The sequence below is a fragment of the Williamsia sp. 1138 genome (assembly GCF_002095435.2).
Taxonomy (GTDB): domain Bacteria; phylum Actinomycetota; class Actinomycetes; order Mycobacteriales; family Mycobacteriaceae; genus Williamsia.
Genome location: NZ_MJEJ02000042.1, coordinates 72,371 through 88,081 on the forward strand (window position 1 = coordinate 72,371; position 15,711 = coordinate 88,081).

At 65.3% G+C, this 15,711-nt stretch carries 16 protein-coding genes; 12 read left to right on the forward strand and 4 right to left on the reverse strand.

What is annotated here, in order from left to right; genetic code table 11:
* Positions 1 to 30 precede the first annotated feature (30 nt).
* Positions 31 to 552 (forward strand): gamma carbonic anhydrase family protein, encoded by a 522-nt coding sequence (locus BH683_RS12990; protein ID WP_084836677.1) that lies wholly within the window; start codon positions 31 to 33, stop codon positions 550 to 552.
* 15 nt (positions 553 to 567) lie between these two features.
* The gene (locus BH683_RS12995) at positions 568 to 1,248 is read left to right on the forward strand and encodes a uracil-DNA glycosylase (protein WP_084836678.1); all 681 of its coding nucleotides are present in this window, start codon (positions 568 to 570) and stop codon (positions 1,246 to 1,248) included.
* Positions 1,249 to 1,273: 25 nt separating this feature from the next.
* Here the strand turns inward: BH683_RS12995 and BH683_RS13000 are convergent, their stop codons facing one another.
* Together BH683_RS13000 and rpmB are read right to left on the reverse strand one after the other, a co-directional pair.
* A complete protein-coding gene (locus BH683_RS13000) occupies positions 1,274 to 2,095 on the reverse strand; it encodes an enoyl-CoA hydratase-related protein (RefSeq protein ID WP_246833353.1) in 822 nt (273 codons plus the stop codon).
* A gap of 5 nt (positions 2,096 to 2,100) precedes the next feature.
* Complete coding sequence (gene rpmB / locus BH683_RS13005; RefSeq protein ID WP_084836679.1) at positions 2,101 to 2,292, reverse strand: 50S ribosomal protein L28; 192 nt, start codon at positions 2,290 to 2,292, stop codon at positions 2,101 to 2,103.
* Between the two features lie 225 nt (positions 2,293 to 2,517).
* Here rpmB and BH683_RS13010 point away from each other — a divergent pair, with 225 nt between their 5' ends.
* Genes BH683_RS13010 through BH683_RS13020 form a run of 3 tightly spaced genes read left to right on the forward strand, consistent with a single transcriptional unit; the run spans position 2,518 to position 7,208 of the window.
* Positions 2,518 to 4,170 carry a DAK2 domain-containing protein gene (locus tag BH683_RS13010; RefSeq protein ID WP_084836680.1) on the forward strand — a complete coding sequence of 551 codons (1,653 nt, stop codon included), beginning with the start codon at positions 2,518 to 2,520 and terminating at the stop codon, positions 4,168 to 4,170.
* A gap of 13 nt (positions 4,171 to 4,183) precedes the next feature.
* Positions 4,184 to 6,517, forward strand: coding sequence for an ATP-dependent DNA helicase RecG (gene recG, locus BH683_RS13015; protein WP_281492308.1), 2,334 nt, complete (start codon positions 4,184 to 4,186; stop codon positions 6,515 to 6,517).
* Positions 6,518 to 6,545: 28 nt separating this feature from the next.
* Positions 6,546 to 7,208 carry an HNH endonuclease family protein gene (locus tag BH683_RS13020; RefSeq protein WP_246833354.1) on the forward strand — a complete coding sequence of 221 codons (663 nt, stop codon included), beginning with the start codon at positions 6,546 to 6,548 and terminating at the stop codon, positions 7,206 to 7,208.
* Positions 7,209 to 7,305: 97 nt separating this feature from the next.
* Here BH683_RS13020 and BH683_RS13025 read toward each other — a convergent pair whose 3' ends face one another.
* Both BH683_RS13025 and BH683_RS13030 read right to left on the reverse strand, forming a co-directional pair.
* Positions 7,306 to 8,112: a family 1 encapsulin nanocompartment shell protein gene (locus BH683_RS13025; protein WP_084836681.1), complete on the reverse strand. Its 807-nt coding sequence runs from the start codon at positions 8,110 to 8,112 to the stop codon at positions 7,306 to 7,308.
* The gene (locus BH683_RS13030) at positions 8,109 to 9,215 is read right to left on the reverse strand and encodes a Dyp-type peroxidase (protein WP_281492310.1); all 1,107 of its coding nucleotides are present in this window, start codon (positions 9,213 to 9,215) and stop codon (positions 8,109 to 8,111) included. Before BH683_RS13030 ends, BH683_RS13025 begins: the two co-directional genes overlap by 4 nt.
* A gap of 280 nt (positions 9,216 to 9,495) precedes the next feature.
* Here BH683_RS13030 and BH683_RS13040 point away from each other — a divergent pair, with 280 nt between their 5' ends.
* The 7 genes from BH683_RS13040 (at position 9,496) to rsfS (ending at position 15,678) form a co-directional block, all read left to right on the forward strand.
* On the forward strand, positions 9,496 to 10,032 hold the full coding sequence (locus tag BH683_RS13040) for a hypothetical protein (protein ID WP_084836684.1): 537 nt from the start codon (positions 9,496 to 9,498) through the stop codon (positions 10,030 to 10,032).
* Positions 10,033 to 10,812, forward strand: coding sequence for a crotonase/enoyl-CoA hydratase family protein (locus tag BH683_RS13045; RefSeq protein WP_084836685.1), 780 nt, complete (start codon positions 10,033 to 10,035; stop codon positions 10,810 to 10,812).
* A 155-nt stretch (positions 10,813 to 10,967) separates the two neighbouring features.
* The gene (locus BH683_RS13050; protein ID WP_084836686.1) at positions 10,968 to 12,233 is read left to right on the forward strand and encodes a glutamate-5-semialdehyde dehydrogenase; all 1,266 of its coding nucleotides are present in this window, start codon (positions 10,968 to 10,970) and stop codon (positions 12,231 to 12,233) included.
* 43 nt (positions 12,234 to 12,276) lie between these two features.
* Entirely contained in the window at positions 12,277 to 13,158 is an 882-nt protein-coding gene (locus BH683_RS13055) for a MoxR family ATPase (RefSeq protein WP_084836687.1), read from the forward strand.
* Positions 13,159 to 13,163: 5 nt separating this feature from the next.
* Positions 13,164 to 14,576 carry a VWA domain-containing protein gene (locus BH683_RS13060; protein WP_246833356.1) on the forward strand — a complete coding sequence of 471 codons (1,413 nt, stop codon included), beginning with the start codon at positions 13,164 to 13,166 and terminating at the stop codon, positions 14,574 to 14,576.
* Positions 14,577 to 14,599: 23 nt separating this feature from the next.
* Positions 14,600 to 15,256: a nicotinate-nucleotide adenylyltransferase gene (gene nadD / locus BH683_RS13065; protein ID WP_084836688.1), complete on the forward strand. Its 657-nt coding sequence runs from the start codon at positions 14,600 to 14,602 to the stop codon at positions 15,254 to 15,256.
* Positions 15,253 to 15,678 carry a ribosome silencing factor gene (gene rsfS / locus BH683_RS13070; RefSeq protein WP_084836689.1) on the forward strand — a complete coding sequence of 142 codons (426 nt, stop codon included), beginning with the start codon at positions 15,253 to 15,255 and terminating at the stop codon, positions 15,676 to 15,678. The genes nadD and rsfS overlap by 4 nt, the downstream gene beginning before the upstream one ends.
* Positions 15,679 to 15,711: the final 33 nt, after the last annotated feature.

Here is a 15,711-nt window from a genome sequence, read left to right on the forward strand (position 1 = left end):
CGCCTCAGGGCTACCGATACTGTGATCTGCATGGCGATCTACGCACTCGAAGACAGGGCACCGCACTTGGGCGAAGGTGCATATGTACATCCCGATGCGGTGGTGATCGGCAACGTCACCCTCGGCGCCGGCGTCTCCGTCTGGCCGGGTGCGGTCTTGCGCGGTGACTACGGCACCATCACCGTGGGCGATCGCACGAACATCCAGGACGGCACGGTCATCCACTGCACCCCGATCGATCCGACGGTCATCGGCGCCGGTTGCGTCGTGGGGCACAACGCCCACATCGAAGGCGCCGTGATCGGGGACAACTGCCTGATCGCGTCAGGATCGGTGGTGCTCAACGGGTCCCGGATCGGCGCGGGAGCGATCGTCGGTGCGGGTGCTGTGGTGCCGTTCAAGTTCGAGGTTCCCGAGAGGGCGATGGCGCTGGGCGTGCCCGCGAAGATTCGGGCGGGTTTCGAGGTGCCGGAGGGCCATATCGAGATGAACGTCGAGATGTACGCGCAGAACGCCATCTACTACCAGACCGCATTGCGTCGGCTCGACTGAGCGGGAGGGAGGATCATGCCTGACCCACAACCACTCTCAGAACTCATCGACCCCGGCTGGGCGAATGCACTCGAACCGGTGGCGCCGGACATCGCCAAGATGGGGGAGTTCCTGCGCGGTGAGCTGGCTGCCGGTCGTTCCTATCTACCCGAGGGTGCGAACGTGTTGCGCGCCTTCACCAATCCGTTCGAGGACGTGCGGGTACTCATCGTCGGCCAGGATCCGTACCCAACGCCCGGACACGCCGTCGGATTGAGTTTCTCCGTGGCCGAGGACGTACGTCCCGTGCCGCGCAGTCTGGTCAACATCTTCACCGAATACTGCGACGATCTCGGCTATCCGCGGCCGTCCAACGGTGACCTGACGCCGTGGGCGAAGCAGGGCGTGCTGCTGCTGAACAGGGTGCTCACCGTCGCGCCGGGGGCAGCCGCAAGTCATCGCGGAAAAGGGTGGGAAGCGGTGACCGAGTGCGCCATCAAGGCGCTGGCCGCCCGTGATCAGCCGCTCGTCGCGATTCTGTGGGGTAAGGACGCCGCGTCTCTCGAACCGTGGTTGCCCGGGGTGACCACCATCACCTCGCCCCATCCGTCGCCGCTGTCAGCGCGCCGGGGATTCTTCGGATCGAAGCCGTTCTCGCAAGCCAATGCCGCGCTCAGAGAGCGCGGCGGTGTGGAAGTCGACTGGCGTTTGCCGTGAGAGGTCGGGTGCCGCCGGCCGAGGATCAGTTGCCGTTGAGGCTCGAGTAATCGGGCGAGCGCTTCTCGATGAAAGCGTCGACACCCTCGATGCCTTCCGGAACCCCGGACAGGGCGGAAATGGACCGCGCCTCAGCGTCGAGTTGTTCGGCAAGCGTGGCGGTCGGTGAATCAGACAGCAGCGACCGGGTCGCGGCGAGGGTCCGCCAGGGTCCGGTGACCAGATCGGCTGCGGCTGCCTCCGCGGTCGCGAGCACCTGCTCGTCGTCGACCACTCGTGACAGCAGACCGATCTCCAGCGCTTCGGTGGCGCCCAGGATGCGGTTGGTCAAGATGATGTCGCGGGCGCGGGCAGTGCCCACGACCCGTGGAAGGGACCACGTCAATCCGCCATCAGGGGTGAGCCCGATGCCGACATACGCCGGGCGCATCTTGGTGGCCGTTCCGCCGATGGCGACATCGCAGTGGGTCACCAGGCTCATGCCCGCGCCCGCCGCCCATCCCTGGATAGCGCCGACCACGGGTAGGTTCGCGCCGACGAGGGCCTTCACGAACTCGTGGAAGTCGCCCGCGAGACCTGAGAGGAAGACGGGCCGATCGGGGGCAGCTGCGAACGAACGCACGTTGCCACCGGCGCAGAAGTTCGCCCCGGTGCCGAGCAACAGCACCGCCCCGGCCTTAATCTCGCCGCGTGCGACTTTCAGCAAAGCCTCGGTACCGCGGTTGAAGCAGTCACGATCGAGCGAGTTGCCGGCCTTCTCGGTGGCCACGGCGATACGCAGCACACCGTCAGCGGTGAGTTGCACCGAGTCGGACTCGGAGGCAACGCTCAGCTGTGAATCAGGCACGGAGTTCAGCCTCGGGAGACTTTGCCGGCCTTCAGGCACGAGGTGCACACGTTGATGCGCTTGCGGTTTCCGGGGGCGACCTGCGCACGCACGGACTGGATGTTCGGGTTCCAGCGCCGGTTGGTGCGCCGGTGTGAATGCGAGACCGACTTACCGAAGCCGGGGCCCTTGGCGCAAACGTCGCAGACGGCAGCCATCGTCGAACTCCTTCAATGAGAAAATGGTGGTCATGGCCTCTCGGTGTTCGGCATGCACCGGTGTCCGATAGGCAACCCTGCAAGAATAGCCGCTCCGGAGACGATGATCAAAATGGTCGGGTCTCGCTGCGCAGCGGAGCAGGGCCCGGCCACCGGCAGATTAGGCTGTGTGTCAGACCACACGGAGGAGGCGGGCAGGTGACAGAGCAGGTTGGGGCGCCGGCGATGGACCCAGGTCTGCTGCGCGATTGGATCCACGGCGCCGTATCCAGCCTGGACGGTGTGCGCGCCGAGATCAACGATCTGAACGTCTTCCCGATCCCGGACTCCGACACCGGCAGCAACATGCTGCACACGATGATGGCGGCGGCCGACGCCGTCGATCAACTCGATCCCGATGCCGACACCGCGCAGGTGGCGCGGGCGATGGCCGACGGGGCCGTCGCCAAGGCGCGGGGTAATTCAGGGATCATCCTCTCGCAAGTGCTGGTGGGACTGGCCGACGCCGCCGAGGTCAATCAGCTGGACGGGAGTGTCTACTTCAACCGGCTGTGGGTCGCCGGACTGCGACTCGGTTCGCTGGCCGCGACACGTGCGGTCAGTGAGCCACGAGAGGGCACCGTCCTGACCCTGCTCCGTCGCGCCGGTGAGAACGCTGCGCAGCACGCCGATGCCACCCCATCGGACCTGGCCCGCGCAATCGCCGACGGCTGCGCCGACGATCTCGATCTGACGCAAGGGCAGCTCGATGTCCTCGCGCAGGCCGGTGTCGTCGATGCCGGTGGCCGTGGATTGTTGGTCCTCTTCGATGAGTTGGTTCGGGTACTCACCGGCGTCTCCGTGCGACGGCGCCGGTATCAGGGCGCGTTGGCCGGGGGCGGCGACCGATCGGGGCATGAGATCGGCGAGCCCTGCGAGAGCGACGATGAGATGGATTTCGAGGTGATGTATCTGCTGGAAGGAGCTGTGGCCGAACAGATCTCGACGTTGCGAACCACGCTCGACGACCTGGGTGACGCGGTGGTCATCGTGGGAGACAGCGCCGACGCCGTGGCAGGTGAGAAGTTCTCCATCCACGTCCACACCTGCGAGCCGGGTCTGGCCGTCGAAGCGGGGCTCGCATTGGGGACGGTCAGCGACATCCGGATCAGCTGCTTCCTTCTCGACGCTCACCGCGGACAAGAAGAGAAGGCGGGCCACCCGCCGCGCCGCAAACGCGCGGTCGTGGCCGTGGTGACCGGTGACGAGGCGGCCGAACTGTTCGAGCAGGAGGGTGCCGTGGTGGTTCGGGCGGACTCGGGAGGGGCCGGCGAGCTGGACGCGGACGCACTGGCCAAGGCGATCATCGAGGTCGACAGCGCCCATGTGATCCTCATGGGCAACGGCGCGCTGCCGGCCCAGGATCTGGTCGCCGTCGCCGCGGCGGCCCGATCACGTGAGCGTTCGGTGGTGATCCTGCCGGGTGGCTCGATGGTGCAGAGCCTGTCGGCGATGGCGGTGCACGATCCGGGTGAACTGCCGGATGACGACGCATACGCGATGGCGGAGGCCGCTGCCGCCACCAGGTTCGGTGCGGTGGTCACCGCAACCGAACGGGCGCTGACCTTCGCCGGTACCTGCGAGCCCGGTGACCAGCTGGGGCTGATCGGCGACGGGGTGCTGGTCATCGATCCCGAAATCTTCGGGGCTGCAGCAGGTCTGATCGATCTTCTGCTCAGTACCGGCGGGGAGATGGTCAGCGTGCTGGCCGGCCGCAATCTCGAGCCGCGTATTCTCGAACAACTCGAGGAGTATGTGAACAGCACTCACCCGGGTGTCGAGTTCGCCAGCTTCCCTGGAGGACAGGTAGGCGAATTGTTGCAGGTGGGTGTCGAGTAGTGGTGGCGCAGTAGTGGGTTCACGGGAAGGTCGGGCCACCGCCCCGTCGGTGACGCTGTCGGATTCATTGGAGTCGGTACTCGGTCCCAAAGCTGCCGACATGCTGGACGAGCAGATACATGTGCAGACCGTCGGTGAATTGCTGCGGTACGTGCCCGATCGCTACGTCAAACAGGGGGACCTGTCCGGGGAGCGCAAACCCGAACCCGGGGAACGGTTGACGGTGGTCGCCCGGGTCGAGGACAACAAGACGATCCCTATCCGCAACTCGCGCCGGAAGATGGTCAAGCTCGTCGTGTTCGACGGCAAGTTCCGCATCGCCGTGACATTTTTCAATTCTCCCTGGATCGCCGCGAAGCTGCCGAAGGGCTCGCGGGTGATGATGGCGGGGGAGGTCAAATACTTTCGCGACGAACTCCAGTTGACCCATCCGAACTGGCTCAAGCTGCCCGAGGACGGAACGTCGATAGAAGCAGACGATGCCGTCGGGTCGGTGCTGATGCAAGGTATTGCCAAGGCGTTGGCGACCGATGCCGGTGACGGTGACAGCTCGGACGGCACCCTCGACTTCTCCGACTTCCTGCGTGATGTGATCCCGGTGTACCGCGGGACGGCGAAGCTCCAGGCGTGGACCATCTGGCAGTGCGTTCGGGCCGTGCTCGGCGAACTCGCGCCGATCGAGGATCCCCTTCTCGACGACGAACGGGAGGCGCGCGGACTGATCGGATCGGACGAGGCGCTTCGTAAGATCCACGTCCCGGAGGGCCAGCACGATATCGATCAGGCCAGTGCCCGACTGAGATTCGACGAGGCCCTTGCGCTTCAGCTCGCACTCGCACAGCGCCGGTACGTGGACCGGGGTGCCAGCGGGCCGTCGTGCCCGTATGTACCGGGCGGGCTCGAGGACAAGCTGCTGGACCGGTTGCCGTTCACCCTCACCGACGGCCAACGTGTGGTAATCGAGGAGATCACCGCCGACCTGCAGGCTCCGCACGATGCGGAGCCTGCCGCGGCCGTGTCGCCGATGAGCAGGTTGCTGCAGGGTGAGGTGGGCTCCGGAAAGACGTTGGTAGCTCTGCTCGCGATGCTCAGGGTGATAGACAACGGTTACCAGTGCGCGTTGCTCGCGCCTACCGAAGTGCTTGCAGCGCAGCATTTTCGAACCCTCGAGACCATGCTGGGGGGACTCGCGAAAGAGGGTGAGCTCGAGGGGGAAGAGGGTGCGACCAGGGTCGCCCTGATCACCGGATCGATGAAGACGGCAGCCAAGCGCACCGCGTTGCTCGAGACCGTCACCGGTCAGGTGGGCATTCTCATCGGAACCCATGCACTGCTGCAGGACAACGTCGACTTCTTCAATCTCGGTTTTGTCGTCGTCGACGAGCAGCACCGCTTCGGAGTGGAACAGCGCGACACCCTGCGGTCCCGCGGCCGGGACGGTGTGGTGCCCCACCTGCTGGTGATGACCGCGACCCCGATCCCTCGGACGGTCGCCATGACGGTCTTCGGTGACCTGGAGACCTCGACCCTTCGAGAATTGCCCCGGGGGCGCCAGCCGATCACCACGAGCGTGGTGCCCCGCGGCAATCCGAAGTGGGTTCAGCGCGTGTGGCAGCGCGTCGGCGAAGAGGTCGAGGCGGGCCGTCAGGTCTATGTGGTGTGCGCGCGCATCGGAGATGACGGAACGCCCGCAGGTCAGCGGTCGCAGCAGAAGTCATCAGAGGGTGCGGCCGAACCGGCGACAGCCGCGGTGGACATGTTCAAGACCCTCAGCGAGGGACCACTCGGGGGGCACCGCATCGAATTGCTGCACGGCAGGCTTTCACCTGACGAGAAGAGCGAGGTGATGGCGGACTTCACCGCCGGCCAGGTCGACATCCTCGTCTCGACGACGGTGATCGAGGTGGGTGTCGACGTCCCGAATGCCACCACCATGGTGATCGTCGATGCCGACCGATTCGGGGTCAGCCAGCTCCATCAGCTCCGAGGTCGTGTGGGGCGTGGCGGGTTGCCCGGATTGTGCTTGCTCATCACCGGATCCTCGGAAATGTCGCCGTCGATGGAACGACTGCAGGCGGTCGCTGCGTCCAACGATGGGTTCGAGTTGTCGTACGTCGACCTCCGGCAGCGAAGGGAAGGTGATCTGCTTGGTTCGCTCCAGTCCGGGCAGACCTCCTCGCTCCGTTTCCTCTCGCTCCTCACCGATGCCGACCTCATCGACGACACGCGGGCCCTCGCCGACGAGGTCGTCGGCGGCGACCTCACGCTGGTCGAACACAAACCGATGGCGGCCCTCGTCGACTCGATCCTGGGTCCGGTACGCCTGGCGTTCCTGGACAAGTCCTGACGGCGTAGGTCTCTCAGCCCGCTGGTGGTTGCTGCTGGCTGCATTCGCAGCCACCGCGACGCTTGCTGCAGGCGCCGGGGTGGTGTCGCACGGTGGCGGGGAGTCGTCTGATGACGCCCGACGAATGCTCGGGGAATTGGCGCTTGTGCCGGTCCTCGCGCAACGCCCGGACGCGCCCGATTATGAGCGCAGCGCGTTCGGCCAGGCGTGGACCGACAGCACTGACGCCGCCGGGGCGAACAACGGGTGCGACACCCGTAACGACATCCTGAACCGCGACTTGAGCGACAAGGTCATCGCGGCGGTCGACAGTTGCACGCGCGGGGTCGCCTCGGGTGAACTACGCAGTCCCTACAGTGGTCACTGGATCGTGTTCAAGCGCGGCAAGGGTTCTGGCGCGAAGGTGCAGATCGACCACATCGTGCCGCTCGCGTACGCGTGGGCCATGGGTGCCCGTACGTGGGATGCGTCGCTGCGGCAACGTTTTGCGAACGACCCGGCCAATCTGGTGGCCGTCGATGGTGAGGCGAACCAGGACAAGAGCGACTCCGCACCGTCGCGCTGGATGCCCGCCAACTCGGGCTTCCACTGTCAGTACGCGGTCCAATTCGTCACCGTGCTGCGGACCTATGGCCTCTACCTCGATCGGCCTTCGGTGCCCGTGCTCCGGCGGGCCCTCGAAAAGTGTTGAGCCTGAACCGCACACCCAGCCGGTTCAGGAAGACCCAGCTGCTGCAACACCTGGGACTTCCGAATTCGCCTGGGTTTGCGGACGGCGAACGCGCGGGTCAGCCGGTCGTGGTGTCGAACGAGACGGCAGCCTCACCGGTGTAGACGAGGAAGGTGAACGTCTCTTGCAGGTACAGGCTGACCGTCGAGGCGTCGTGGGAGTCGTAGCCGATCGAGACATCTTGTCCGATGGTCAGATCGAAGTCGCCGCCACGGGTGCTGAGGAGGAACGCGGAGTCGATGGCAGGGGCCCAGATGATGTCCCCGTCGATCACGCGCTGCAGGTGCTGGATGATCGGATATCCGTGGTTGGACGTCTCGTTCACCTTGAGCCAGACCTCGGCGCTGAGCGCGAGGGAGTACGGGCCCGCCACGGATGAGAGTCGAAGTCGACTCAGCGCCTGGCTGATCGCTTCGGGGTACTCGCGCACGTCGTCGGGGAGCTTGATGGGATCACCCGGGGATTCGCTGCGGATGCCGGTGATGCCCGCGGCCTGATAGCCCTCGAACACCGCCCGGTCCTCGGCCTGCGCCAGTGTCCGGGCGGCATCGATCACGGGGTCCCAGTCGGAGTCCTGTGCGCCGCGATCGACGTTGTCGACGGCGTCTCGACTCACGATGAAAGGCACCTTGAACTCGACGATGGATTGCGAGGTGCGGCTACTGGCCTGGATGCCGGCGACAGGTGCGTCGATCGGGGTGCGTTTGCCGGTGGTCACCGCAGCGAGTTTTAGTCCGAGAGGGCCGTTCACGTCCACGATGCGACGGGCAGCACTGTTGCGCTTGAACGATCGCGCCGCCTCTTCCTCGATGGCCTCCCAGGCCGCCGTCGAGATGGGTGCCAGTTCGCGGTGCAGGTTGTTCATTTTTCCTCCGTCGTCAGCTGGCGTCGCCGGTGCAGCGCGCCGATACGCAACGAACCCATGGTGGGTGCGGGTGGTGTGATGTCCGAGTCGGGCTCGGCTGTGACATAGGCGGCTTCGCCGCGGGCGTCCGCGGCGTCGCCGCGAGCTTCTGCGGTCGCGCCGCGGAATTCCGGTGGGTCGTCGAGAAAGTCGATGGTGGGCACGAAATAGCGGCTGCCCGTGACTGCGGTGGAGAAGTCGAGGAGTCGGTCGTAGTTGCCTTCGGGCTTGCCGAGGAACATGTTTCGCAGCATCTCGTCGGTGACCTCGGGGCCGGCGGAGTAGCCGATGAAGTACGTACCGTATTCGGCTTGTCCGACCCGCCCGAACGGCATGTTGTCGCGCATGATCTGCACCTGCTGACCCGCGTCGTCTTCGATGACTGTCAGCGCCGTGTGCGAATTGGTGGGTTTCGTTTCGTCGTCCATCTCGATGTTGTCCGACTTCGACCTGCCGATGGACTGTTCCTGTTCTTCGGTCGTGAGCGCATTCCAGGCCAGCATGTCGTGCAGGTACTTTTGCACCAGGACGTAGCTGCCGCCCGCGAAGTCGGGGTCCTCGTCACCGGCGGTGACCGCGGCAACGGCTGCGGGGCCGTCCGGATTCTCGGTGCCGTCGACGAAACCGATGATGTCGCGCATGTCGAAGTAGCGGAATCCATGGACCTCGTCGACCATTCGGGCGGCGTCGCCGAGTTGCGTGGCAATCTGCGTGGCCAGCTCGAAACAGACGTCCATGGTGCGGGCCCTGATGTGGAAGAGCAGATCGCCCGGTGTCGCCGGTGCGCTGTGCACGGCGCCGTCCAAGGGCACGAATGGTGCGAGTCCGGCCGGGCGGGGCCCGATGAACAGTCGGTCCCACGCTCCTGATCCGATCCCGATGACGCAGGTGGGCCGGGCGTCGGGGGCGCGAGAGGCCACTGAACGGATCAGACCGGTGACACCGGACAGAAAGTCCCACGTGTCGGATTCCCCACCGGGTTCGACCGTTGCCACGAGGAAGATCGCAGCCTCTGTCAGCGGCGACAGGATCGGCTGCGGGGTGGGGTTGTCGGTGGGTGAGATGAGCTTGACCTTCCGCCTGCTTTTCGACGTACTCGGCTACATTATCTTCTTCGAGGCGACGCCGCCCGCATCGGTGACCGCGGGTCGACTCTTGCAGATCCAGTTGCGCCCGGCCACGGGCCTCTCGCCCCAACTCTGCTGGCACGCAGCCGCAAAGATCTCGTCAAGACTTCGCTCCGAACCTGTCGATGCGGGATCGGACTGCGTAAAACGGAGCGGTGATCAATGTTGAAGGCTTTGGTGAACGCGATGTCCACGTTGATGTCAGGGGTAACCGGCGATGACCCTCACCGCGATCTTGCCGACCCTGCGTGCGAGCATCCCCGATCCCCTGGACAAGGCTTTGTGGCCCGCGAACACCCGCGTAACCCTGACCGACGTCGTGATCGACGACGTCTCGATGTGTCATCTGAACGAGTTGTCGGGTACTCCCGCTGTCTATCGGAGCCGGACGTCGCACGGAGTCGTCGTGGTCATGCGGGTACTGGATGCGGCGACCACAGGCCACCGACGCCGCTCGCTGTCTGTCGACCCGATGATCGAAGGCGCCGCTCCGGTGTGGTCCGAACTCCGGTTGATCGGTCGGGTGTCGACGGCAAGAGTCGAGGCGACCACTGTGTGTGAATCGTCTGGTCGCCGGTCTGGTCCGGTGATGTTGCCTGCTGACATTTCCACAGGCGACATCGTCGTGGTGCCCTGCGCGGCGGAGGATGGCCAAGACCTGCCTCGTCATCGATTCTCGCAGCCGGTTGAATCTGCCCCGGCAGCATCGGGTGTCGGGTTAGGTTCGGTGCATCCCGTGTCGGAAGGTGAGTAGATGTCGCTCAGTCCAGACGTGTTGGTGAGCCACGACGGCCCGATCACCACGATCAGCATCAACCGGCCGCAGCGTCGCAACGCTGTCGATGGCCCGACCGCGCAGGCTTTGGCCCAGGCGTTCCGTGACTTCGACGATGACGACGGAGCAGCCGTCGCAGTACTTCACGGCGAAGGCGGAACCTTCTGCGCGGGAGCCGATTTGAAGGCGATTTCCGCCGGCGAGAACGCGAACAACGTCGATCCCGACGGCGACGGGCCCATGGGGCCGACCCGAATGCGGTTGTCCAAACCGGTCATTGCGGCGATCGCCGGACACGCGGTCGCGGGCGGTCTCGAGCTGGCGCTGTGGGCGGACCTCCGGGTCGCCGACGAAGACGCCGTCTTCGGCGTCTTCTGCCGCCGATGGGGCGTCCCGTTGATCGACGGTGGCACCGTGCGACTGCCGCGCCTGATCGGGACGTCGCACGCGATGGACTTGATCCTGACAGGCCGGGAGGTTCGCGCGGACGAAGCGCTTCGAATGGGTCTGGTCAATCGTGTTGCGCCGCAAGGTGACGTGGTGCGGTCTGCGAAGGAGCTGGCTCACGAGATCGCGGCCTTCCCACAGACATGCATGCGCCAGGACCGACTTTCGGCTCTCGAACAAGAGGGCCTCGATGAAACCGCCGCAATGAGGAATGAGTTCCGGCGTGGCATGACGTCGTTGAGCGCCGATACCGTCGCCGGCGCGACGCGCTTTGCGGGCGGTGCGGGTCGGCACGGATCGTTCGACGCGTAGCTCGTCGATCAAGAAATTCGCGCCACCTGCACGCGGACGCGACAGTTGCAACCGGCGCGAACGTACGCAGGTGGCGCGAACTCACCGCGTACGCCCACGACACCTGACTGTCGGTCGCTGAGAACTCAGATGTCAGGACCACCTATCCTGGGACGATGAGTGCTCCTACCACCACTCCTGCTGACGTCGAGCAGATCGTGTGCACGCAGGCCACTGCGTCGAAAGCTGCCTCTCGTGTCCTGGCAGGGCTGACCACCGACCAGAAGAACGGCGTCCTGCACGATGCCGCCGAGGCGTTGCTCGCACAAACCGGATCGATCCTCGCCGCGAACGCCGACGATGTGGCCCGTGCTGAGCTGGCCGGCACCGAGGCGAGCCTCATCGACCGGCTGCGTCTGACGGCCGACCGGATCGACGGTATCGCGGCCGGACTCCGTCAGGTTGCAGCGTTGCCGGATCCGATCGGCGACGTGCTCCAGGGCAAGACGTTGCCGAACGGGATGCAACTCCGGCAGGTCCGGGTGCCCCTGGGCGTCGTGGGCATGGTCTACGAAGCCCGCCCCAACGTCACCGTCGATGCCTTCGGTATCGCGCTGAAATCGGGCAACTCGGCGCTGCTGCGGGGATCGTCGTCGGCCGCGAGTTCCAATGCCGAGCTGGTCCGGATTCTCCGAGACACCCTCACCGCCGCAGGACTTCCCGCGGACGCGGTGCAGTTGCTGCCGTCCGAGGATCGCTCGAGTGTCACCTATCTCATCCGTGCCCGCGGCCTGGTCGACGTCGTCATCCCGCGCGGTGGCGCAGGACTGATCAAGGCGGTCGTCGAAAACGCGACCGTGCCCACCATCGAGACCGGTACGGGTAACTGTCACATCTACATCCACGCCGCTGCCGACCTCGACATGGCCGAGGATCTGGTGATCAACTCCAAGACCCGTCGGCCCAGCGTCTGCAACACCGCTGAAACGGTGCTCATCGACCGGGCGATCGCCGAGACGGCGCTGCCGCGGCTGACCCAGGTGCTGCAGAGCGCCGGAGTGATCATCCACGGCGACGAGCCCGGCATGGTCCCGGCCACCGAGGAGGACTGGTCCGACGAATACCTGAGCCTCGACATCGCGGTGAAGATCGTCGGCGGGCTCGACGAGGCGGTCGAGCACATCGACCGTTACGGGACGAGCCACACCGAGGCGATCATCACCGATGACCTGGCGGCGGCCACCGAGTTCACCAATCGCGTCGATGCGGCGGCGGTCATGGTCAACGCATCCACCGCGTTCACCGACGGGGAGCAGTTCGGATTCGGCGCCGAGATCGGCATCTCGACCCAGAAGTTGCACGCCCGCGGACCCATGGGTTTGCCAGAGCTGACATCGACCAAATGGATCGCGTGGGGCAACGGGCAGACCCGGCCGGTGTGACCGACAAAGTCCAGGGCCAATCGATCAATTCTTAGGAGAACCAATGGGCGTACAGCCTAGTTTCACCGACGTGCCGGGCGTGCGCGAGACCCTCGCCGGCGTTGGTTACCTGGCCGACGAGGCGACGTCGACATCGGTCTTTTTGGCGGACCGTCTCGGCAAGCCGCTGCTCGTCGAGGGACCTGCCGGCGTCGGCAAAACCGAACTGGCGCGGGCGATCTCGCAGTCGACCGGCGCCGACCTGGTACGGCTGCAGTGCTACGAGGGCATCGACGAGGCCCGAGCGCTCTACGAGTGGAACCACGCCAAGCAGATCCTCGCCATCCAGGCGACCGGCCAGCGTGGATGGGATGAGACGAAAGCCGACATCTTCTCCGACGAGTTCCTGCTCCCGAGGCCGCTGTTGAAAGCGATCTCGCAGCCCGGACCGACGGTGCTGCTGATCGACGAGGTCGACAAGGCCGACGTCGACATCGAAGGTCTGCTCCTCGAGGTACTCAGCGATTTCGCGATCACCATCCCCGAGATGGGCACCGTGGTGGCCGACCGCCGCCCCATCGTCCTGCTGACGTCCAATGCGACGCGAGAACTCTCCGAAGCTCTCAAGCGCCGCTGCCTCTACCTCTACATCGATTTTCCCGATGCAGCCCGCGAGCGCGACATCCTTGCCAGCAGGGTTCCCGAACTCGACGAATCGGTGGCCAAGGAATTGGTCCGGATCATCGGGGTATTGCGCACGCTCGACATCCGCAAGAAGCCATCGGTCGCCGAGACCATCGACTGGGCGCACACGTTGCTCGCGCTGGGGGTCGGGGAGAAGCCCGGGTCGACCATCGACGAAGGCGTCATCGCACGCACGCTCGGGGTGGTTCTCAAACACCGTCCCGACCTTGCGACCGCCCTCAAGGAACTGAAGCTCGGCTGACGCTCGTGAACACCCCGATCGAGAGTTCTCCGTTCATCACACAACTCACCGGCTTCGTCGACGACCTGCGAGGCCGGGGAATCGTGGTGGGCCCGGCGAACCTGATCGACGCCGGGCAGGCGACGTCGGTGCTCGATCTCCTGGATCGCAACAGCTTTCGTGAAGGCATGGCGTGCACGCTGCTGCACGACAATGGTCACCGTCGGGTCTTCGACGCGGTCTTCGATCTGTGGTTCCCGCTCGGCATGGGGGAGCGCAGCGGCGATCAGGACGACGCCTTCGCTCTGGACGCGGACGGGAATGTCGACATCGAGGCGGTGCGTGAACGACTGGCCGAACTCCTCGCGGATGATTCGAAGGAGGCCGAGGCCGAACTGGCTTCGTTCGCGGCGATGGCCGTTGCGCAGCTCGGCAGCTACCGGTCCTCACGCGGTCCGGCATTCTCGACCTATCAGGCGATGTCGACGATCAATCCCCAGACCCTCATCGCGCAGATCGCGGCGGCGATGGCCGGTTCGTCCGGTGACGAGGAACGCTCGGGGACCGAGCCGGTGTTCCGGCGCGCCGCCGCCGACCGCGTACGCCAGTTCCGCTCGCTGATCGAGAGTGAGACCAAACGACGGATGGCCCAGCGCAACGGCAGGGAGCAGGTGTCGCAATACGCGGTCCCGAACCTGCCCGAGCGGGTCAACTTCTTGTCCGCCGGGGCTGCCGACCTCGCCGAGGTGCGCCGTACCATCGCGCCGCTGGCGCGATTGCTGGCCGCCCGGCTAGAGGTCCGGCGACGACGCGCCCACCGTGGATCGATCGACGTACGCAAGACATTGCGGGCCTCCATGTCGACAGGGGGCGTCCCGATCGACCTGGTGCGACGCAAACCCCGGCCGGGCCGCCCTGAACTGGTGGTCCTGTGCGACGTCTCCGGTTCGGTGGCCGGGTTCTCCCAGTTCACCCTGCAGCTCGTCTACGCCCTGCGACAGCAATTCTCCAAGGTTCGGGTGTTCGCATTCGTGGACACGGTCGACGAGGTGACCGAGTTCTTCGACGGCCCTGACCTGGACTTCACGACCGCGGTGCGCGAGATGCTCAGCGAGGCCAGGTTGATCACCCGTGACGGTCACTCCGACTACGGGAACGCATTCAGTGGCTTCGCGAGCGACCACCTGGACGCGCTCACCCGGCGTGGGGCTCTGCTCATCCTGGGTGACGGCCGGAACAACTATCACGACCCGAAACTCGATGCCCTGACCGAAATGGTCGACAGCACGAGGCACGCCTACTGGCTCAATCCGGAAGCCGCCCGCAACTGGGACACGGGCGATTCGGTGGCCTCCACCTACTCCGGGGTGATCGACATGCACGAGTGCCGCAACGCGACGCAACTCGGCAAGGTGATCGCCAACCTGCTGCCCGTGTGAGCTGATCAGTAGACTCACTGCTCATGTCCGACACCACACCCGATACCCGAGTCTCACGTGGTCGGCGCATCGGTGTGATGGGCGGTACGTTCGACCCCGTTCACAACGGTCACCTGGTGGCCGCGAGTGAGGTCGCGGACCGGTTCGACCTCGACGAGGTCATCTTCGTGCCCACCGGACGGCCATGGCAGAAATTCAAGGCCGATGCCGGTGTGAGCCCGCCGGAGGACCGCTACCTGATGACGGTCATCGCGACGGCATCCAATCCGCGGTTCTCGGTCAGCCGGGTCGACATCGACCGAGACGGGGACACCTACACCGTCGACACCTTGCGTGATCTGAAGGCCGTCAATCCCGACGCGCAGTTGTTCTTCATCACCGGCGCCGACGCGTTGGCATCGATCCTGTCGTGGCAGGACTGGGAGGCGCTGTTCGAGTTGGCGAGTTTCGTCGGCGTCAGCCGCCCGGGCTACGAACTGGGGGCGGCGCACCTCGAGCGGCACCTGAAAAAGCTACCCCCCGATACGTTGCACCTCATGGAGATCCCGGCGCTCGCGATCTCGTCGACAGACTGCCGCAAACGTGCTGAAGGCGGACGTCCGGTCTGGTACCTGGTACCTGACGGGGTGGTGCAGTACATCAGCAAACGAAAGCTCTACCAATCGAAAGGCATTTTGTGACAGCGTCATCCGAGGCAGTCTCCATCGCCACCGTGGCCGCCCAAGCGGCGGCCGAGAAGTTGGCAACCAACGTCGTCGTGATCGACGTGTCGGAACAGTTGGTGATCACCGACTGTTTCGTGATCGCCTCCGCCGACAACGAACGTCAGGTCGCCTCCATCATCGACGAGATCGAAGAGAAATTGCGGGAAGCCGGTACCAAACCGGTTCGCCGCGAGGGCACCCGTGAGGGGCGCTGGACGTTGCTCGACTACATCGACGTCGTCGTCCACGTCCTGCACGAGCAGGAGCGCGAGTTCTACGCCCTCGAGCGACTGTGGAAAGACTGCCCCGTCATCGACATCCCCGGCATCGAGTCCAAACCCCTCAGCAGTTACGACGGCAGCGACGACGCGGCAAACCGGGAGGACGTTGGTGAGTGAGTCGCTCCGTCCCGACGGCCACGACTCCAGCGT